Origin of the sequence: Rhodococcus sp. 14C212 (assembly GCF_011058195.1) — a bacterium.
Classification (GTDB): domain Bacteria; phylum Actinomycetota; class Actinomycetes; order Mycobacteriales; family Mycobacteriaceae; genus Rhodococcus; species Rhodococcus aetherivorans.
Window position 1 is genome coordinate 1 of record NZ_JAALEH010000016.1, and the last position, 18,496, is coordinate 18,496.

Here is an 18,496-nt window from a genome sequence, read left to right on the forward strand (position 1 = left end):
GGGTGTAGATGTTGCCGGGTTCGCTCAGGCCGAACAGGGCGGCGGCGTGGTCGGTGCTGTCGAAGGTGTAGCTGGTGGTCTGGTAGATCGGCAGGGCGCGGGCGCGGGTGTCGCCGCCGGCGGGCTGGCCCGCGTGGATCTGCTTGGTCTCGAAGCTCCAGCCGGCTGCGGGATCGGTTGCGGGGGTTTCGCTCATGGGGTTGCTGCTCCGTTGTTCGTTCGACAATCGTCTCGAGGTGACGTGACGGTTCCGCGCGGGAGTTGCACGGGGGACGCCACGTCGGATGCACAATCGGGATGCCCGTACGGGCGAGGACCGGGTGCGGCCGGTCAGGCGGCCGGACACCCGCACATACACATGCGCACGGCCCGGCAGCGGGCGGAAGGCCCCGGCATTGCCTGCATTCGTGTCCGGCTCACGCGCCCGACACTATCTGCTGTGCGGGGCGCCGACCAGCGCTCCCCGGAATTCACGCGATCTCCACCCCGGTCCGCACCGGGATGGGATTGCGCGTCGGGTCGAGGACGGGGCAGTGGGCGTCCACCGCTTCCTGCAGTTCGAGGTAGCGTTCGCGGGGCTCCGGTCCCGACGGTGTGACGGCGACCCGCACCTCCCCGAATCCGGGGACAGGCGCGTGTGTTCCGCGGCTCAGTGAGTGCACCCGGCGGGCGTCAGTTCGGCCAGCCGGGCGATCACGTCCCGGGCGGTGCCGCCGGCGGAGAGCACCCGCCGCTGCCGGACGGCCCCGTTGCCGCACGCCAGCACGGTGTGCAGGCCCTCGCGGGCGTGCTGGTAGCTGCCGAGATCCTCGAGGGCCGGCCGGACGTGCTCGATCATCGCCCGGAGCAGGTGGGCGGTCGGGCGACGGGCGGTCGACGGAAGGTCGATGCCGTCACCGGGCAGGCCGTCGTGCGCGGCGCGCCAGTACGCCGCCCGCAGCACTTCCGAGGAGAACCGCTCGGCGATGCGGCCCGCCTCGAGGTCACGCAGCGCGGTGAGCACCAGAGCGCGGACGAGGACGGCCACGAGGACCGTCTCGGCGACGGTGGAGGGGACGTCGCACACCCGCACCTCGACGGTGGGGAAATTGGTCGACGGGCGGACGTCCCAATAGACCATCGCCTTGTCGAGGATGCTGCCGCACTCCAGCATCGCCGCGACGGTGCGGTCGTACTCCTCGAGGGACGAGAAGTACGGGGGCGGACCGGCGCTCGGCCAGCGCGACCACAGGATCGAGCGCCAGCTGGCGTACCCGGTGTCGACCCCGCGGTGGATCGGGGAGTTGGCCGACAGCGCCAGCAGGGTCGGCAGCCAGGGCCGGAGGTGATTGCTCACCTGCACGGCGGTGGCGCGATCCGGCACGGCCACGTGCACATGACAGCCGCAGATGCCCTGTTCCCGGGCCAGCATGCCGAAGACGCGTTCCATGCGCAGGTAGCGCGGCTTCTCCGTGACCGGAAGCTCGCGCGACCCGACGACCGGGACACCGACCGCCACCAGCCGGGAGCCGCAACGGCGGGCGGCCTCGGCGACGAGGGACCGCCGGGTGGACAGGTCGGTGTACAGCTCGAGGGCGTCGTGGCACACGTCCGACGCCGTTTCGACCTGGCACCGGTCCAGCTCGTACTGCAGTTCCACGCCGAGGTCGCGGGCCTGCGCGACGACCTCGGAGTTGTTGACGGCGGGTTCTCCGGTTTCCGCGTCGACGAGGAGGAACTCCTCCTCGACCCCCACCGTGGGGAGGTCGGACGATGTGGCCATGGTGCCCCCGGCGGGAGTCGCGGTTCGTACCTGAATTCTGCGCCGCCGCTGACGGTGCTGCAGCACTTGTCCGGATACGCGTTCCTGGAGCGGGTGCGCCGGCGACGGGATTCCGTCGACGAGGCCCGGCGGGCGGTCCGGCCGAGTAGGGTCGATTCCCGAACCGAGGAGGCGTGGTGAACGAATCGACATCGGTTCCCGGTGAGGCGTGGCCGCGATTGCGCACGTCCGACTGGGCCGCAACTCGGGACACCCTGCACATGTGGTTGCAGATCGTCGGCAAGATCCGGCTGGTCCACGCGCCGATGCTCAACCACTGGTGGCAGGCGACGCTGTATGTCACTCCACGCGGGCTGGGCACCTCATCGATCCCCTACCGGCGCGCCACCTTCGACATCGAGTTCGACTTCTGCGAGCACCGCCTGCACATCCGCTCGAGCGACGGTGGCAGCCGCTGCGTCCCGCTCACCGCACAATCGGTGGCGGACTTCTATTCCCGCACTCTGAGTGCCCTGGACGAGCTGGGCATCGCCACCCGGATCCAGGGCACCCCCAACGAGGTGGATCCGGCGATCCCGTTCGCGCAGGACCACGAGCACAACACGTACGACCCCGATGCGGCCCACCTCTTCTGGCGGCAACTGCTCCAGGCCGATCGCGTTCTGCACGAGTTCCGAGGGGACTTCCTCGGCAAGGTCAGTCCGGTGCACTTCTTCTGGGGCGCGATGGATCTCGCCTGCACGCGCTTCTCCGGGCGCACCGCGCCACCCCACCCCGGAGGCATTCCCAACTGCGCCGACTGGGTGATGACCGAGGCCTATTCGCACGAGCTCAGCAGCTGCGGATTCTGGCCCGGGGGCGCGGACGAAGGCGCCTTCTATTCCTACGCCTATCCGGCACCGGAGGGTTTCGCCGAGCATCCGGTGCGCCCGGACGCCGCGTACTACTCCGCCGAGCTGGGGGAGTTCCTGTTGCCGTACGAGGCGGTGCGGACCGCGGCCGACCCCGACGCGGAACTGCTGCGGTTCCTGCGCAGCACCTACGAGGCGGCCGCCGATCTCGGCCACTGGGAGCGAGCCGATCTCGAGCGGCCGACGCGGTGAGGGTGCGTGCCGGCAGGTGCCGTGCCGGCGACCCCGACCGGCCGGGTCGCGCGAGACCCCACGACCTCGCGCGACCCCGGGGGTAACGGCTCAGAGCAGGTGGACCTTCTTGTAGAGAATCTTCGACGGTCCACCGATCAGGCCGACGCTGTCGAGGAACGTCATGAGCTTGGCGCCGGACTTGCGCACGCGGTCGTGGTAGTGGGTGTTGTTCGCGGCCTCGGCGAGTGCGCGGTCGCGGTCGAGTCCCGCGTTGCTGTACACGTCGGGATGGATCATGCTCTTGACCACGAAGTACACGGTCACCGCGGTGTTGATCCGCTCGAACTGCAGGCGGGCGCGGCTCGCCCCGGCCAGCCGGCGCGCGACCTCCTCGCGGGCGAACCGGATGTGCCGGGCCTCCTCGAGGACGTGGATCTTGCTGACCGTGCGGGTGACCGGCTGGACGCGTTCGTCGCGCATGAAATCGCGCTGCATCATGTCCAGGATCTCCTCCGCGGCCATGACACTCGCGTAGGCGTTGGCACCCCGGAAGAACCCGCCCCACACCCGGCCGAGGCGGTGGATGTAGCGGGCCGGGCCGTAGTCCGGCATGCCGAGGCGTTCCCCGGCACGGCCGAACATGACGGAGTGGCGGCACTCGTCGGCGACCTCGGTGAGGGCGAACTGGACGTGGCGGGAGTGCTTGTCACGGTTGTAGACGTCGCGCAGCAGCATCTGCATGAGCAGGATCTCGAACCACAAGCCCACGCTCGAGACGCTCGCGGCCTCGTGCTTGGTCAGTTCGATGCGCTGTTCCTCGGTCATCTCGTCCCACAGCGCGGTGCCGTACAGCGTGCTCCACTCGGGGGTCATGCCGTACTTGTCGGTGGGGACGGGGGCCTCCCAGTCGACCTCCACCGTCGGGTCGTAGGACTTGCGGGCCGACGAGGCGAGCAGGCGCTGCGCCGTCTCCTCGCGCTCGGACAGCGGGACGCCGGGGACGAAGCCCTTGCTCTCGGCTTCCGACGGGCGGGTGAGCGATGCGGTCATGTCTCCACCTTTTTAGTGTGACGACTGGTAACTGTTAATCCGAGGTTACCTCGACGGCCGCCGTCGCACAACGGGTCATGACCGCCCGGGCACCCGCCATGCGCACAGCCCCGCTCCGACCAGCACCACCGCCCCGAGCGCCCAGCTCGCCTGCTGCATCCCGTGCGGCAGCGCACAGCGAGCGACTGTCTCGAGCTCAGGTCCGCGCGGCCCGGCGGCTTCGGTGACGACCACCGCGGCAGCGAGTGAATCCGAGATCGCACTGCTCGCCGGTTCTGGGATAACCCCCGCGACCGGCGCGATCCGGTCGGAAAGGACCGCTGCAGGCACGCTGCCGGCGAGGGCGACGTCGACCGCGGACGCGACACCCTGCTTGGTGTCGAGACGACGATTGCGTGCGTCGAGGAGGCTGTGCAGAGGCCCAGGCCGAATCCCATGGCGGGCAGTGCGACCGTCACTTCCCAGTAGGAGCCGCGGGCCGAGCACGGCCTGCCGTGACCAAGAGCGCTGGGACGTCGGCCTCCCACGACGTCGTGGTCGCCTCTCCGGCACGCCGTGCTCCATCTCGGCTATCCGGATGGCTCGTGCACGCGGGCATCGAGTTCATCTCCGGCCCGCTGGCAGAGGACCGCGCCGGTCGAGCGAACCGCTGCGCAGCGAGGTCGAGGGCCTGCCCAGCGCCGCTCGCGGCGACTACCGGGTCCTGCCCCGCATCGACGACATCGACCACCGCGTGCACTTCTACCGAACCTGAGCCCCCTCGAAGCCGGTGAGCACGCGCAAGATCGACTCGGGCCCTCGTATCCTTCAGCACGCATCCAGTCGATGAACTGGCAGATCAGCGTGGCGAGGGGGGTGCCTCCCGCTTGCGGGAGGACGGGCTCCCTCGCGCAGAGGACCGAAGCTGCCTTGAGAATCTCGTTGTCTTCCTCGGGATCTCGAACCTGGCGTTCGAGTTCTTGGATCCGCTGCTGCTCGGCCGTCGCCACACCGGGGGCTTTGTCGGCATCGATCAATGCCTGGCGCGTCCACATTCGCAATGACTCGACACCGATCCCGAGCTTCGGGGCGATGGCTTTGCACGCCGCGAACGGCGACGGGTACTCACCCGAGACGGTCCAAGGCCATCCTCACCGCTCGCGCACGCTGCTCGGCAGAGTAACGCTTGGACATGATGTGCATCCTTTTCCAAGAAGAGACGCGGCATCAAACCCGGGACGGTTCACCTTGTCGTGGACGGTGTGCCAGCCGCACCGGTACTCGGCGGCGACGGCGGCGGCCACCGAGCGGTCGTCGTCGAGGATGGCCGCGGCCGTCATCGTCTTCGCTCGGGGGTGACCCGGGCGTGGGGCGGGATGCCGGGCACCGACTCGGTGAAGACCTTCCGATCACAGACGCTATCGGCGCACAACCACTCCCGCATGCTCCATTCGAGCCGGGGACGATCGGGGCCGACCTGCACATCGCGGGGACGGGTGGTGACCCAGTCCTTCGACCGCGTCGACCTCTGCCCGCACTGCGGGCACACCCCGACCCATCGGGGGTCGGTGCCGAGCCGGACGATCCGACTGCCGTCGTCGACGCGCCGCACCGATTCGACGACGACGCCCTCGAGAGCGGGCAGCAATGAACTACCGTGGAGCATGGCCGCGTTCCTTGCCGGTCTGGTCGCCTGAAGAACATCCAGTTCACAAGGGCGCGAGCACTTTTCGATCATGACATGGCGCGGGGTCGGACAACATCACGCCCCGATCAGCTGCGAAGGGTCGCATTCCGACTCCAACTACCGCGCAATTGCATGCGTATCTGAATGCTTATACACATGACATATGACATGCAATTAGCTACTCTCTGAGTTCGATTTTCGTTCGGAGGCGAAGGGTGAGGTAGATGACACATATGCTGGAGGGCAAAGTTGCCGTTGTGACCGGCGGGGCGAGCGGAATCGGCCTCGCTACAGCGGAACGCTTCGTCTCCGAAGGCGCGAAGGTGGTTCTCGGGGACGTACAGGAAGAGCGTGGTCGGGAAGCGGCGGCCCGTCTCGGTGACGCCGCCCTGTATGTGCGTACAGATGTGACCGAGGAGTCGTCGATCGAGGCGCTCGTGGCCGCGGCTGTGGATCGCTTCGGACGGCTCGATATCATGCACAACAATGCGGCGGCGCAGGGCGACGTCGCGGCGATTGTGGACCTGGACGGGGAAGCTTTCGAGTCGGTTCTGAGGCTGGTGACCCGCTCGGTATTGCTCGGCCACAAGTACGCAGCCCGGCAGTTCCTACGTCAGGGCGGCGGCGGATCGATCATCACGACGGCAAGTTCGGCATCGCTGGAGGCAGGCTGGGGTGCCGCCGGTTACACGATCGGCAAACACGCCGTTCTAGGTATCGTGCACCAGGCGGTGGCTGAGTTCGCTGGTCTCGGGATTCGCTCGAACGCAATTGCCCCCGGCATCGTCATCACTCCGATCATGGTGTCGTCGTTCGGTGTTCCTCCGGAGAAGACCGCGGACTTCTCGGAGTTTCTCTCGAGCCGACTCGGCCTTCACAACCCTTCTGGGCGGGTGGCGCAGCCCGACGATGTCGCCAAGGTCGCGCTCTTCCTGGCCAGCGACTTGGCATCGCATGTGAACGGAGCGACGATCAATGTCGATGGGGGTGCGACGGTGGTGGCGCTCGGTGACGCCTCCGCGGCCGGCGTGACGAAAGCCGCCATGGAGTACTCAGCGCGCTGATCCTTCCCCAGTCGCCGCGTGCCGGGCGGGGCGCCCGCAGTGCGCCCGCGGCACCCCGGCAGGGACTCCGGTGCGGCGCGGGATCTGCGGTACTTGGTGCTCGTTGTGCGCTGAACGTGCTCGCTGGCGGACTGTGCGGGGTCGGGGTTCACGACGGCAGCGCGATCATTCCGGCATCGGAGAACGCGGATGGAAGCGGTTCCGCGGCGTAGACCCCGGGGGGTACGCCCTTGTTGAGATCGTCGGCGGCCGACTGCGCCCAGGCTCGGTCCACGAAGCGGAGTCCGGTGACGGAGTTGCCGGTCTCGATCACCCACCACGTGTTGTCGGCGCGATGATGGCGAACATAGTGAGGGGAGGGCGAGCACCGGTCTATTGACCTGGGCTTTCGCGTCGGCGTCGCAGTGAAGGAGGGGCGATGGTGCATGTTCGCTGTCGTCATGCATGCAGAATATAATGCAAAAAGCACTTGCAACAGTCTGTTGTGCGGATTCACTCGCATCGGGCCGAAGTCACGAAGTGGCGGGGAGAACTTCTTCCGGGTGCAGCGTGCCCTGGACTCGACGAGGGGATTGCGGGCGACAATTGTGCATGACAAGATGCACACCAATCTGAACGCCACTAGAGGGACGAGGGTGACACGATGGTTACCGCGACGCACGTATCGGATCGGCCGTCCGCGCTGCGCTTGACCGGACTGGCAAAGTCCTTCGGTGCTACCACGGCGCTCGAGCCGTTCGACCTGGAAATCGCACAGGGCGAGATCCACGCCCTGGTAGGCGAGAACGGCTCCGGAAAATCAACCTTCATCAAGATCCTCGCTGGTTACCACGTCCCCGACGGGGGTGACGTTCAGGTCGCCGGCCATGCACTGGAGTTGGGCTCTCCCGAATCGGCGCATCGGTTGGGAATCCGCTTCGTCCACCAGGACCTCGGTCTGATCAATGATCTGTCCGTCGAAGACAACCTGTACCTGACCAACGGGTTTCCCACTCGCCTGGGCACCGTTTCGGCCAAGAAGGCGCGGGCCGGCGCGCAGCAGGCGCTGCGGCGCCTCGACTTGGCGGTGGACCCGAGCGCAAAAGTCGAGACGCTCTCCCCCGCCCAGCGCACAGGTGTAGCGGTGGCTCGGGCCCTGTACCCCGACCCGACTGCGCCTGTACGGGTCATCGTCATGGACGAGCCGACGGCGACGCTCCCACAGGAGGAAGTCGTTCACTTGCTGTCGCTGGTGAAGAGCGTGGCGTCGACCGGTGTCGGGGTCATCTTCGTGACCCATCGGCTCGATGAGCTCTTCGGCTTCGCCGATCGGATCACCGTCCTGCGCGACGGGGTCAAGCAGGCCACCCGCTCCGTCGCCGAGCTCACCCGACGCGAGATCGTCAATCTCATGGTCGGCACCGAGTTCGACGAAGCGCACGCAGAGGCAACAAACCTCCCGCACTTCGAACGGACACAGGTTCTCTCGGTGAGTCACCTGAAATCCGTTCCGTTGCGAGACGTCAGCTTCACGGTCGCGGCGGGCGAGGTCCTCGGAGTCGCCGGTCTCACCGGATCAGGGCGAGAAATACTGTTGTCCGCAGTGTTCGGGGGATGTCCGCGCGACGGGGGCGACGCTCACGTCGGATCCGATCGACTGCCCGCCGGTCGTGCGGACCTGGCAGTGCAGTTGGGTGTGGGCTACGTACCGCCGGACCGCAAACTGAACGGCGCACTGCTCGATCTGACGGCCCGGGAGAACCTGGTCCTCCCTCGTCTCCGTCCCTTCTGGAAATTCCCCCGATTGCACAAGAGCGCAGAGTCGAACGAAGTTCGGCGGTGGTTCGAAAAGCTCGACATTCGGCCGCGCGAGGGGCTCACGCGGCCACTGGCGACGTTCAGCGGTGGGAACCAGCAGAAGGTCGTACTGGCCAAGTGGCTCCGTCTCGATCCTCGTCTGCTGTTGCTGGACGAACCGACACAGGGAGTAGATGTCGGGGCCAAGGCGACGATCTACCACCATCTGCTCGAAGCTGCCGGGACGGGGACAGCCATCGCCGTCGCCTCTTCGGACTCCGACGAACTGGCCGCCATCTGCAACCGCGTGATCGTCCTCAGAGACGGTCGAATAGTGGCCGAGCTGGTCGGTGATGCCGTCACCGCCAAGAACATCTCGGCTGAAGCGCTCGGCAGAAACCACGCCGACTTCGACGGTGCACCTGACACCTTCGTCGCCCAGGCGTAGTGCATCGACGCTCCCGCACGTTCCCCGAAAGCAAAGAGAGAGATCAATAATGAAGTCGATGGCAGGTCCCCGACTCGATCTCGGGATGGACCGATTCAGCGGGCTCTACTTGTGGGCCCTGTTGATCGTGATCTTCTCCCTGTGGATCCCGCAGTTGTTCCTCAATATGGTCACGTTCAGATCGGTCGCGTCGGCGCAGGCCGTTGTTGCCATCCTGGCGATCGCTGCGACCATTTCGCTGGCGTCCGGTGCCTTCGACGTCTCCATCGGCGCCGTGGCAAACCTGTCGACGGTCGTGGCAGTCGCGATGCAGACCATCTACGGCTGGGGCATGTGGCAATCCATCGTGCTTGCTCTGCTCATCGGGCCGATCGTCGGTTTCGTCAACGGATTCGTGATCGTTGCGTTGAAGGTGAACCCCGTAGTTGCGACGCTGGGCATGGGCTCCGTACTGCTGGCCGTCCAGGAGATCGTCACCCGATCCTCGCAACCGGCACCGCCCAGCTCCGAAACGTGGATGAATCTCACGCTGACCCCGATATTCGGAGTTCAGGTCATCGTCGTCTACATGATCGTCATCGCGTTGGTGGTCTGGTGGGCGACGGCGCACACACCGGCCGGTCGCCACCTCTACGCGGTGGGCAGCAACCCCGAAGCGGCGAAGCTGTCGGGCGTAAGGGTTGGGCGAGTGCAGTGGCTCGCCTTGATCGCCTCGTCGACGATCTGTTCCATTGCGGGCGTCCTGTATGCCTCCGCGTACGGACCCTCACTGACCTACGGCGCCAGCCTGCTCCTGCCTGCGTTCGCCGCGGTATTCCTCGGTTCCACGCAGCTGATACCCGGCAGGTTCAACGTCTGGGGTACCTTGATTGCGGTCTATGTTCTGGCCACAGGCGTCCAGGGGCTGCAGCTCGTAACAGGGGTGTCGTGGCTCAACCAGCTCTTCAGCGGGCTGGCCCTCATCGTCGCTGTCAGCCTCGCGGGATGGCGTCAGCGTAAGGTGGCCGAGGCCCGTCGGATCGACTCGGCGCCCCCGGGCAAGGTCGGCGGAGACGGTCCTGCAGGGAATCAGCCCGACGCCCTGTCGACATCGTCCGCGTCCGTTCCGGCGAACTGACATCGGGTCATGCGAGCTCTCGTCACAGGAGCGAGTCACGGTGGAATCGGTGGCGCCATCTGCCGCCGCATGGTGTCCGATGCACTCACCCGCGATGACGTTGCCACTCTGGTCCTCTCGGCGACGGGTGGCGACCGCGGCCTGAGAACGCTGGCGGAGGAGTTGCGCGGGATGGGCGCAGCTGTGCACGTCGACGTCGGCGATCTGAGCGACCTCGACTATCCACGCGAACTTGCTGCTCGTGCTGTCGACACCTGTGAGGGCTTGGATGTCGTAGTCGCCAATGCCGGCCTCGCGCAGGCTGTGCCCCTCGGTGAGGCCGAGGTCGAGCATTGGGAAACGATGCTCGCCGTCCACGCCCGAGCCTCGTGGTTGATTGCCAAGGAAGCTTTTCCGGCTCTTCGTGATTCGAAAGGAAGCTTCATTGCTACGGGGTCGGTCAGTGGAATCCTCCCACACGGTGGACTCGGGGCCTATTCGGTGGCGAAGGCTGCACTGATCATGATGTGTCAAACCTTGGCAATGGAATGGGGCCCGTCCGGGGTGCGAGTCAACGTCGTCTCCCCGGGCCCGATCCGGACGCCGATCAACGCGAAGCTCGGCAACGACCCTGCCGAACTCGAGGCCAAGGCCGCTCGGCGGGCGTCGATCCTCCCGATCAGGCGTCTGGGGCGCCCCGACGACGTGGCCGCAGCGGTGGCGTTTCTCGCAGGGCCCGACGGCGGGTTCATCACCGGTGAGAACTTGGTTGTCGACGGCGGACTTTCTCGCTCGGTGAATCAACACGTGTGACGGACCCGGCGCTCGCGGTCCGAGATGCGTTTCGTCGATCGCATTCATATGAACTACCGATCTGGTCTGAGGAGGCCGACAATGGCGTTGTTTCGAAGGTTCACAGCATCCGGGAGATGGCCGATCGTCCGTGGGCGATCCAGAAGCGCAACCACCGTACTCGCGCTGACATCTTGCGCGATCATGCTGGCAGCATGTGGTAGCGGGACGGACACCAAGGGATCGGCGGATACGAATTCGGGTACGGCCGGCCCCGGGGTCGCAGCTGCTCAGGAGGCCTACAACCAACTCCGCCAGCCCAGCGAGGGTTTGGGCGGGTTGACGGCGAAGCTCGGGAGCACGCCCGAGCCTGGAAAGACGATCGTTCTCATGCGGTGTAATGCCACCACATGCGACAACTACGACCGGGCGATCAAGGAGGCTGCAGCCGAGGTCGGCTGGACCGCACGCTCGATTGCATACAACCTCGCCGATCCGGCCACGCTCAGCTCGGGTCTCGACACCGCTCTGCAGTTCCATCCGGCCGCGGTGCTGGTGCCCGGAACCGAGCCGGAGGTGTGGGCGGCCTCACGAAAGGCATACGAGCAGGCTGGTGTGCCGATCATCGGGCTGACCCTGCCGACGCTCGAGCCGAGCGCCAACCCGCCGATCTTCAACATCCTGGGGGCTCCGTACCTCGAGGCCCAGGGGAAGGCGGCCGCCGACTGGTTCGTCGCCGATTCCAACGGCAGTGGTAAGGGTCTACTGCTGTCCATTCCCGCATATCCGCTCTACAGGACCATGACGGACAGCGTGAAGGCCGAGGCGGCGGCCAAGTGTCCCGATTGCACGCTCGAGGATCTGGAGATCACCATCCCGATGGTCAGCGCGCAGCAGATTCCCCAGGCAGTTGTCAGCGCACTCCGGCAGGATCCTTCCTACACGCACATCGTCACCATGGACGGGCGCTTCCTCGTCGGACTCTCGGCTCAGTTGAAGGCCGCCGGGCTGGACAATATCCGGGTCGGCGGCACATTCGCCCGGCCCGACAATGCACAAGAGATCAAGAACGGGACGATCGTCGCACTGACGAATCAGTCTGAAGAGCAGCAGATCTGGCTGGCGGTCGATGCCGCCCTGCGGATGTCGCAAGGGATGGACCTTCCGACCGATCTGTACCAGCAGCTCCCGGCGTTCCAGATCGTCGACAAGTCGAACATCGATTCGCTGCCGGACCCGTTCAACACCCCGCAGGGCTACCGCGAGAAGTTCAAGCAGCTCTGGCTGGTCGAGTGATCCGTTCGCGCTCTGAATGCTGAGTCGCAATGCGTACGGTACCCACTCGCAGAGCGGGTACCGTACGCATCCCAGCGCGTCCGGGTGGCAGTATCGTCAGCCGAATACGTTGGCTTTGCGTGGGTCTCGTCGAACGATCGGGAACGTGTACGTCCAGTACGGCATATTCTCGTCGGTAGCCATCCACACGTCTCCGGGCTTTCCGTTCTCCAATGCGTTGATCACCGCCTCGGCTTGGAAGCTTGCCGGTGCGAATTCGCGGCCCTCGTGAAGATCCGGAGGGATGATCGCGGTATTCGTCCCTCCCGGGCAGAGGGCTTGAATACGTATCCCTTCGGCCTCGAGTTGAGCGGTGACCGAGCGGAGGAAACCGATCACCGCGTGCTTGGACGAGCTGTAGACCGGATCGATGGGCAGAGCAGTGACGCCTGCGTTCGACGCGGTGACAACGATGTCCGCCGGCGGTGTGGCGAGCCTCCGAGCGGTCAGCACGCCGTTGACGACTCCTTCGTAGTTTACGGAGAACACTCGGCGAATCACCTCGGGGGTGACCCATTTGAATCCGTCGGTGCCGATCTCGACGCCGACCGGCGATGATTGGACCCCGGCATTGAGGTGCAGGACGTCCAAGCGGCCGTGGTTCTCGATCGCGCGCGCGAAGGCGGAGTGGTATGCGGCGGGATCCGTGACGTCGAGAGTCACGTACTCTGCGCCGATCTCTGCAGCCACCTCATCGCCGTCGCGCCGTACGTCACCGATCAGCACTGTCGCTCCCAACTCGACCATTCGCTGCGCCGTCGCCTTTCCGATACCGGATCCGCCGCCGGTGACGAGGGCTACTTTTCCCGTCAAGTTCATTTCTGTCCCCTGTAGATCGGGCCGTCGCAGGGACGCGACGGCTGGCAATCCACACTAGCGATTCTTCACACATAAATGCATACTTAAATGCACAAAATTCTGGAGGAAGGGAGCGACTAGTGCGCCGTGCAGAACGAGAGGTGTGGTTCATCACCGGTGTCGGTAGGGGGTTGGGCCACGGCATCGCAGAGTCGGTATTGAGGTCCGGCCGGACGGTGTTCGGGACGGTCCGACGTGACGGCGACGCAGCGGACCTCCGCGAGAAGTACGGGGATCGCATTTGTCTGGTCACCGCCGACGTGACCGATCAACGGAGTGTGTCCGCCGCCGTCGCCGCTGCCGTCGATGTCTTCGGAAGGATCGACGTACTCGTCAACAACGCGGGCTACACGCTTGTCTCAGGTATCGAGGACGCGACAGACCAGCAGATCCGCGACCAGTTCGAGACCAATACGTTCGGGACGATGACAGTCACGCGCCAGGTGCTGCCCGTCATGCGCAAGCAATCGTCGGGCCGAATCATCATGGTGTCCTCGGTTGCGGGAGCGTCTGCGGCACCGGGCATGGGCTATTACGCCGCGACGAAGCATGCGATCGAGGGATTTGCGGAGTCGCTGTCGAAGGAAGTGGTCGACCTGGGCATCAAGGTCAGCATTGTCCAGCCGGGATTGTTCCGCACCGACACCCTCGGCTCGTCCATGCAATCCACAACCCCCAGCGACGTCTACGAGAGGTCGGTAGGCAACCTCCTGAGCGCTCTCACCGGTCTGAGTGGCTCACAGCCCGGCGACCCGAGTCGTCTGGGTGACGCGCTCATCACTCTCGTCGAGGAGGAGAACCCGCCGCTGCGGGTGCCCATCGACCCCGGCGCCACCGGATCGGTCCGGGGCCGACTCGAACAGCAACTCGCAGAGCTCGACGAGTGGGGGCCGAAGCTCGCCACCGAGCCCATCGGCTGAGTGCTCGAGGGGTCCCTGCCGAGCGCCGAAACCTACCAGGCGGCGCGGAGGAGTGCGAGCACCTCCGCGCCGCCTGGTAGGCCAGGCGCTGTGCTCACGGCGAAGTCGGACATCGCTGCGTCCGCGAGGTCCGCAAGAGCATCTTTGCCGACTCCGATATCGCGCAGCCGGCCGGGTGTGCCGAGCTGCCGGAAGAGCGAGTCGAGGGCCTGCGGAACCCGTTCGGAGCGAGAGATTCCCATCGAAGTTGCAGCCGCCAGGCGACCGGGGTGGTGCGCGGCGACACGATCCAGGACGTGCGGTAGGAGGATCGCTTCCACGACACCGTTGGCGACGTTGTGGTCATGACCGATCGTGTGCGCGAGCGCCGCACCGAGTCCGCCCCGGGCCGTGTCGGTTCCGTCGCCGGCCATGATGGCGGCGACGGCAAGTTCGGTGCGCGTCGACCCGGCCGAGAGACCCTCTTGTCGCTGCAACAACGCACTCAGCCGTCGAGCGGCGTGAATCAGAGCCGAATCCGACCAGTCGTTGGCGGACACGGAGATCAGTCCCTCGAAGGACATGCACAACGCGTCGAGCGACGCACTCAGCACCAGTTCCTCGGGCGCTGTGGCCACGAACTCCGGGTGGACAGCGATTGTGTGAGCGCGGGTCTTCGGGTCGAAGAGCGCAAAACGCTGTCGGTGGCCCGGCTGGGTCACCGCGCTTCCCGCCTTGCTCGTCGCTGTCGTCGGCGTGGTAGGAACAGCGTACATCGGCAGTTTCGGCGCGTTCAGGCGCGGACTGACGAAACCCTCGGACGTTCGGTGGGTGGCGAGTTCACGAACCGGCCTGTCTTCGGCATGGAGAATGTTGGCCGCCCGCGCCGTGACCATGACCGAACCGCCACCGACGGCGATCAAAGCATCCGTCCTGTTGGCCGAAATCGCTTCGACTGCAGCCAGTACCGCATCGAGGGGACTGTGTCGACGCACCTCGGCGAATATTCCGGTGACGCGTCCGGCGGCGGCTGCATCGAGAAGGCGCCACAAGTCCCGACGGGCTCCGAGCGACGGTCCGGTCACAACCAGCGCACGCCGCCGCCCGGAGCGCTCGAGCGCTTCGCCGATGGATTCCAAACTGTCCGGTCCCCACCGCACACGCAACGGCGCACGCCGGAACTGCCCGGCGGGGCCCGGTGCGGAACCGATCATGCGACGACTACGGCGGCATCCACGGTTTGGGGGAGGTTCGTCTCGACCGAACGGCGGATTGCGGCGTGGACGGCGGTGTTGGCCACACCGTCATCGAAGGTCGGCAAGGGCGGCCACTCGGTGCGCTCGCGCCCGAGAATCCGGTCACGAAAGGCCTCGTGCAGCAGTTGGGTAGGCCTGATGAATCGAGTGGCGCCCGACAGCGCTGCGGAGAGCGTGTTCGAACTTGCAATGCCCTCGGCCTGCCTGGTGGGCATGTCCGAGGGATCGCCCACCAGATCGGCGCGCGGCTCGACGATGCGCTCGGAAGTACCGTCGTGCATCATGACGGTGCCGTCCATGGCTGTCCACACGCTGCCCGCGGTACCTGTGACCCGTTGGAGGTTGACCATCGGCCCGTACGCGCCGATCGAACTCTGGATGGTTCCCATCGCGCCGTCCACGGTTGTGAATTGCACCAGGAAGGTCTCGGGTGCGTCCCAGTCGTGCTTGGTGACCTGTCCTTCCATTGCGGTGACTGTGGCGAATTCTCCGACCGACATCCGAATCTCGTCGACGACGTGCTGGATCTCGGCATTCGGCCAGCCGCCGAAATTCTCCGTCTTCTGGAACCAGCCCGGAGCGCTGGCCTGTGGACCCGCGATGATTCCGTTGATGCGGACGTGTGTAACGAGAGTGGGGTCACCGATGGCTCCGCTGCGAATCGTCTGTGCAGTAGCGGCCATATGCGGCTGCCAGCGGAACTCGTGCCCGACCGCGTGAACGACACCGTTGGACCTGGCGGCATCGCGCATGCGGATCGCATCCGTGAGCGTCGTGGCGAAAGGCTTCTCGCACAGGACGTGTTTGCCGGCGGCCACCGCCGCAAGGACGACGTCGACGTGGGTTTCCGGCGGGGTGGCGACGACAACGGCATCGATGGAGGCGTCGGCGAGTACTCGGTCGAGGTCGGTGCTGGCTTGTGGTACGTCCGATGCGATCGCGCGCTGACTCGTGCGCTCGGGATCCGTCCCGACGAGAGTCCGGACATCGAATCCGGCCGCGCGCAGCGCAGGAACGTGGGTCAGGCATCCCCACCCTGTCCCGACGACGGCGACGCCGAGCGAACGGTTCGGTGTGTTCACATCTTTCACGATGTCCTCCTATGGTGGGTCGTGGTGGTCACGAGTGCAGTCCATTACCTGCCGGTGGTTCGACAGGAGTGAGTGTTCCGGTGGCGGCGGCGTGCTCGATCGCGGACAGCAGCCGATGGTGCCGCACGCCGTCCGCGAAGTCCGGAAGCGTCTTCGTCCCGGCGTGAAGAGCGTGAACCAGTTGTTCGTACGAGTGCGCAACGACGTAGGCCGGGGTCGTTTCGGGTAGCCCGTGAACGCGCTCGTATTCACCAGGCGTCGGAAGCGGGTGGAGTTTCTGGTCGTCCCGGCCGGCTATCGCAATCCGTACCATGCCCATCTGCATATGACCGTGGACGCCGGTGACGACGATGTCCCCGAGCGTTCCGTTGATTTCCCAATGGAAGTTGGTGGCCTTGGACATGCCGCCTCGGTAGTGCACGACCATGGGGATTCCCGACCCCAGTGTCCCCATCACGGCAATCTGGTCCGGGGTGCCTCTTTCATGGACCCGACCGTCGGGGGACTCGACGGCCGTAGGCCGCCGGACGGCGGTGGTCGCCTGCACGCTGGTCACATTTCCCAGGACGGCTTCGACACCTGCCAAGGTGTGCCCCATCGGGATGGTCAACATCGTGGCACCCTCGGCCGGATCGAGAAGATAGATTTGATCGGATGCAATCGTGGGACCCCACGTGGAGCCGGAAGCGAGAATCGACGTCGACAGGATCTCGCCGATTTCGCCGCTGCGGACGACATCCCCGAGGTGCGCGATGAATGGCGCCGAAAGGATCTGAAGACCCACGAAGTGGGGTACGCCGGCGTCTGCCGCTCGACGGGCCAGCCCTTGGGCCTCCGACAGACCGTTGCCGAGCGGCCACTCGCACAGGACGGCCTTGCCTGCAGTCAGTGCGGCCTCGACCAGCTCACGGTGGCGGGAAACCTTGACGGTGATGACTACGAGGTCGACGTCGTCCGAGCCGGCAAGTTCTTCGGCCGTGTCGTAAACCCTGTCCAAGCCGTGGGCCACCGCGGCCTTCGCGCTCGACTCCGGCGAGCTGGCGCATCCCCCGACAAGTTCTATCCCCTCGACCGCGCGAATGGCGGGCACGTGCGCATGGGCGGCCCATCCGCGCTCAGCGCTCAACCCGACGATGCCCAGTCTCAGTGTGTCGGTCACGTCAGGTTCCCGAGCGCGGGCGACGGGCTCGGCAGTGCATCCATGGTGGTCGCCAGAACGTCCAACCGGCGACGTGAGGATCCGAGCAGGCGAGCCGTCGCCGTGGCGCGTTTGAAGTAGAGGTGGCCCGGGTGCTCCCAGGTGTATCCGATGCCGCCCAGTACCTGGAGGAGGTTCGCGACAGCGCGGAACGAGTGCGACGAACTGTACACGCATGTGAGGTGCGCGGACTCGACGAGGTCCGCGGTCGTCGTCTTCTCGTCGGCGGCGAGGGCCGCGGCATGATAGACGACCCAGCGTGTTGTCTCCGTGTCGATGAAGACGTCGGCGCACCGATGCTTGATCGCCTGGAACCCCCCGATGGGACGTCCGAATTGCACGCGTGATCGGGCATATTCCACGACCATGTCGAGTGTTGCGGACAGGCAGCCTAGTTGGAGGGCGGCCAGTGCGATGCTCACCAGTGCATACGCCCGCTCCAAACCGTCGGCACAGCCCGCACCGCTCAATCGCTGCGCCGGGGTGGCATCGAAGGACACATCTGCCAGGAGGAGCGTCGGGTCGAGACTGTCTCCGGCCGTGCGGCTCAGACCCTCGGCGTCGGTGGTATCGACCAGGAACAGGGCGGGCCCATCCGGCGTCGCCGCAGCCGTGAGGACGACATCGGCGATCGCACCGTCCAGCACCCATCGACGCCGTCCATCGATCGTCCAGCCTTCCTCAGAACGGGTCGCACACACGTCCCGTCCGGCCAGGTCTGGCTCGCCGACCGCGTCGAGCAGCGCCCATGTGGCCGTGATGTCACCATTCGCCAGAAGCGGCAGCCAGAGGGACCGTGCGTCGTCGGTGCCGGTGCATGCGATGACCGGTGCCGCGAGGGCGCTTGTGGCGACGAGAGGTGAACTCACGAGGGCCCGGCCGTACTCCTCCAGAAGCAGGCTGAGCTCGACGATGCTTGCCCCCGAACCGCCGTACGCGTCGTCGATCGTCAGGCCCGGGAGTTCGAGTTCGTGGGTCATTGCGCCCCACAACGCCGGGTCGTATTCCTTCCCGCCGTCGACGATCGCGCGAAGTCCTTTGTCGCCGTATCGTTCGCCGAAGAATGCGCGCAGCATCTCCGCGAAGTCGCGCTGGTCCTGACTCAGGTCGAAACTCATCT

General features: G+C 66.0%; 16 protein-coding genes and 3 pseudogenes. 8 read left to right on the plus strand and 11 right to left on the minus strand.

From position 1 onward, the window contains the following. The 3 genes and pseudogenes from G6038_RS10010 to G6038_RS10020 form a co-directional block, all read right to left on the minus strand. Positions 1-196: pseudogene (locus tag G6038_RS10010) on the minus strand (PLP-dependent transferase); the annotation flags it as partial. 274 nt (positions 197-470) lie between these two features. Further along, positions 471-626 (minus strand): annotated as a pseudogene (locus G6038_RS10015) (OsmC family peroxiredoxin); the annotation flags it as partial. A gap of 23 nt (positions 627-649) precedes the next feature. Next, entirely contained in the window at positions 650-1,762 is a 1,113-nt protein-coding gene (locus tag G6038_RS10020) for a glutamate--cysteine ligase (protein ID WP_165037526.1), read from the minus strand. 173 nt (positions 1,763-1,935) lie between these two features. On the opposite strand from G6038_RS10020, the gene G6038_RS10025 reads away from it, so the two are divergent. Continuing rightward, positions 1,936-2,865, plus strand: a complete 930-nt coding sequence (locus G6038_RS10025; protein WP_165037527.1) for a DUF5996 family protein — start codon at positions 1,936-1,938, stop codon at positions 2,863-2,865. A 90-nt stretch (positions 2,866-2,955) separates the two neighbouring features. On the opposite strand, the gene G6038_RS10030 is transcribed toward G6038_RS10025, so the two are convergent. Further along, the gene (locus G6038_RS10030) at positions 2,956-3,897 is read right to left on the minus strand and encodes a diiron oxygenase (RefSeq protein ID WP_165037528.1); all 942 of its coding nucleotides are present in this window, start codon (positions 3,895-3,897) and stop codon (positions 2,956-2,958) included. 577 nt (positions 3,898-4,474) lie between these two features. On the opposite strand from G6038_RS10030, the gene G6038_RS10035 reads away from it, so the two are divergent. Further along, a complete protein-coding gene (locus G6038_RS10035; RefSeq protein ID WP_240918400.1) occupies positions 4,475-4,651 on the plus strand; it encodes a hypothetical protein in 177 nt (58 codons plus the stop codon). A gap of 469 nt (positions 4,652-5,120) precedes the next feature. On the opposite strand, the pseudogene G6038_RS10040 reads toward G6038_RS10035, so the two are convergent. Next, a pseudogene (locus G6038_RS10040) lies at positions 5,121-5,589 on the minus strand (transposase family protein); the annotation flags it as partial. Between the two features lie 198 nt (positions 5,590-5,787). Here G6038_RS10040 and G6038_RS10045 point away from each other — a divergent pair. After that, entirely contained in the window at positions 5,788-6,627 is an 840-nt protein-coding gene (locus tag G6038_RS10045) for an SDR family oxidoreductase (protein ID WP_165037529.1), read from the plus strand. A gap of 148 nt (positions 6,628-6,775) precedes the next feature. On the opposite strand, the gene G6038_RS10050 is transcribed toward G6038_RS10045, so the two are convergent. Then, positions 6,776-6,940 (minus strand): hypothetical protein, encoded by a 165-nt coding sequence (locus G6038_RS10050; protein WP_165037530.1) that lies wholly within the window; start codon positions 6,938-6,940, stop codon positions 6,776-6,778. 330 nt (positions 6,941-7,270) lie between these two features. Between G6038_RS10050 and G6038_RS10055 the strand changes: the two genes are divergently transcribed. The 4 genes from G6038_RS10055 to G6038_RS10070 all read left to right on the plus strand — a co-directional run bounded on the left by G6038_RS10055 (position 7,271) and on the right by G6038_RS10070 (position 12,035). Next, positions 7,271-8,851 (plus strand): sugar ABC transporter ATP-binding protein, encoded by a 1,581-nt coding sequence (locus tag G6038_RS10055; RefSeq protein ID WP_165037531.1) that lies wholly within the window; start codon positions 7,271-7,273, stop codon positions 8,849-8,851. 85 nt (positions 8,852-8,936) lie between these two features. Beyond that, on the plus strand, positions 8,937-9,968 hold the full coding sequence (locus G6038_RS10060) for an ABC transporter permease (RefSeq protein WP_165037532.1): 1,032 nt from the start codon (positions 8,937-8,939) through the stop codon (positions 9,966-9,968). Between the two features lie 9 nt (positions 9,969-9,977). Beyond that, positions 9,978-10,760 carry an SDR family oxidoreductase gene (locus G6038_RS10065; RefSeq protein WP_165037533.1) on the plus strand — a complete coding sequence of 261 codons (783 nt, stop codon included), beginning with the start codon at positions 9,978-9,980 and terminating at the stop codon, positions 10,758-10,760. A gap of 318 nt (positions 10,761-11,078) precedes the next feature. Then, positions 11,079-12,035 carry a substrate-binding domain-containing protein gene (locus G6038_RS10070; RefSeq protein ID WP_165037534.1) on the plus strand — a complete coding sequence of 319 codons (957 nt, stop codon included), beginning with the start codon at positions 11,079-11,081 and terminating at the stop codon, positions 12,033-12,035. 96 nt (positions 12,036-12,131) lie between these two features. Here the strand turns inward: G6038_RS10070 and G6038_RS10075 are convergent, their stop codons facing one another. Further along, positions 12,132-12,893 (minus strand): SDR family NAD(P)-dependent oxidoreductase, encoded by a 762-nt coding sequence (locus G6038_RS10075; RefSeq protein ID WP_165037535.1) that lies wholly within the window; start codon positions 12,891-12,893, stop codon positions 12,132-12,134. 140 nt (positions 12,894-13,033) lie between these two features. Here G6038_RS10075 and G6038_RS10080 point away from each other — a divergent pair, with 140 nt between their 5' ends. Then, a complete protein-coding gene (locus tag G6038_RS10080; protein ID WP_346772793.1) occupies positions 13,034-13,852 on the plus strand; it encodes an SDR family NAD(P)-dependent oxidoreductase in 819 nt (272 codons plus the stop codon). 32 nt (positions 13,853-13,884) lie between these two features. On the opposite strand, the gene G6038_RS10085 is transcribed toward G6038_RS10080, so the two are convergent. Genes G6038_RS10085 through G6038_RS10100 form a run of 4 tightly spaced genes read right to left on the minus strand, consistent with a single transcriptional unit; the run spans position 13,885 to position 18,494 of the window. Then, complete coding sequence (locus G6038_RS10085) at positions 13,885-15,045, minus strand: iron-containing alcohol dehydrogenase family protein (RefSeq protein WP_276613833.1); 1,161 nt, start codon at positions 15,043-15,045, stop codon at positions 13,885-13,887. Next, positions 15,042-16,178: a Gfo/Idh/MocA family oxidoreductase gene (locus G6038_RS32055; RefSeq protein WP_165037538.1), complete on the minus strand. Its 1,137-nt coding sequence runs from the start codon at positions 16,176-16,178 to the stop codon at positions 15,042-15,044. Before G6038_RS32055 ends, G6038_RS10085 begins: the two co-directional genes overlap by 4 nt. Positions 16,179-16,206: 28 nt before the next feature. Then, a complete protein-coding gene (locus tag G6038_RS10095) occupies positions 16,207-17,337 on the minus strand; it encodes a Gfo/Idh/MocA family oxidoreductase (RefSeq protein ID WP_165037539.1) in 1,131 nt (376 codons plus the stop codon). Next, complete coding sequence (locus tag G6038_RS10100) at positions 17,334-18,494, minus strand: acyl-CoA dehydrogenase family protein (protein WP_165037540.1); 1,161 nt, start codon at positions 18,492-18,494, stop codon at positions 17,334-17,336. Before G6038_RS10100 ends, G6038_RS10095 begins: the two co-directional genes overlap by 4 nt. Positions 18,495-18,496 lie beyond the last annotated feature (2 nt).

Bases quoted from the DNA above. Each gene is read 5' to 3' on its own strand.
- G6038_RS10020 (WP_165037526.1), bottom strand. From the start codon at position 1,762: ATGGCCACATCGTCCGACCTCCCCACGGTGGGGGTCGAGGAGGAGTTC.
- G6038_RS10030 (WP_165037528.1), bottom strand. From the start codon at position 3,897: ATGACCGCATCGCTCACCCGCCCGTCGGAAGCCGAGAGCAAGGGCTTC.
- G6038_RS10035 (WP_240918400.1), top strand. From the start codon at position 4,475: ATGGCTCGTGCACGCGGGCATCGAGTTCATCTCCGGCCCGCTGGCAGA.
- G6038_RS10045 (WP_165037529.1), top strand. From the start codon at position 5,788: ATGACACATATGCTGGAGGGCAAAGTTGCCGTTGTGACCGGCGGGGCG.
- G6038_RS10055 (WP_165037531.1), top strand. From the start codon at position 7,271: ATGGTTACCGCGACGCACGTATCGGATCGGCCGTCCGCGCTGCGCTTG.
- G6038_RS10060 (WP_165037532.1), top strand. From the start codon at position 8,937: ATGGACCGATTCAGCGGGCTCTACTTGTGGGCCCTGTTGATCGTGATC.
- G6038_RS10065 (WP_165037533.1), top strand. From the start codon at position 9,978: ATGCGAGCTCTCGTCACAGGAGCGAGTCACGGTGGAATCGGTGGCGCC.
- G6038_RS10075 (WP_165037535.1), bottom strand. From the start codon at position 12,893: ATGAACTTGACGGGAAAAGTAGCCCTCGTCACCGGCGGCGGATCCGGT.
- G6038_RS10085 (WP_276613833.1), bottom strand. From the start codon at position 15,045: ATGATCGGTTCCGCACCGGGCCCCGCCGGGCAGTTCCGGCGTGCGCCG.
- G6038_RS10100 (WP_165037540.1), bottom strand. From the start codon at position 18,494: ATGAGTTTCGACCTGAGTCAGGACCAGCGCGACTTCGCGGAGATGCTG.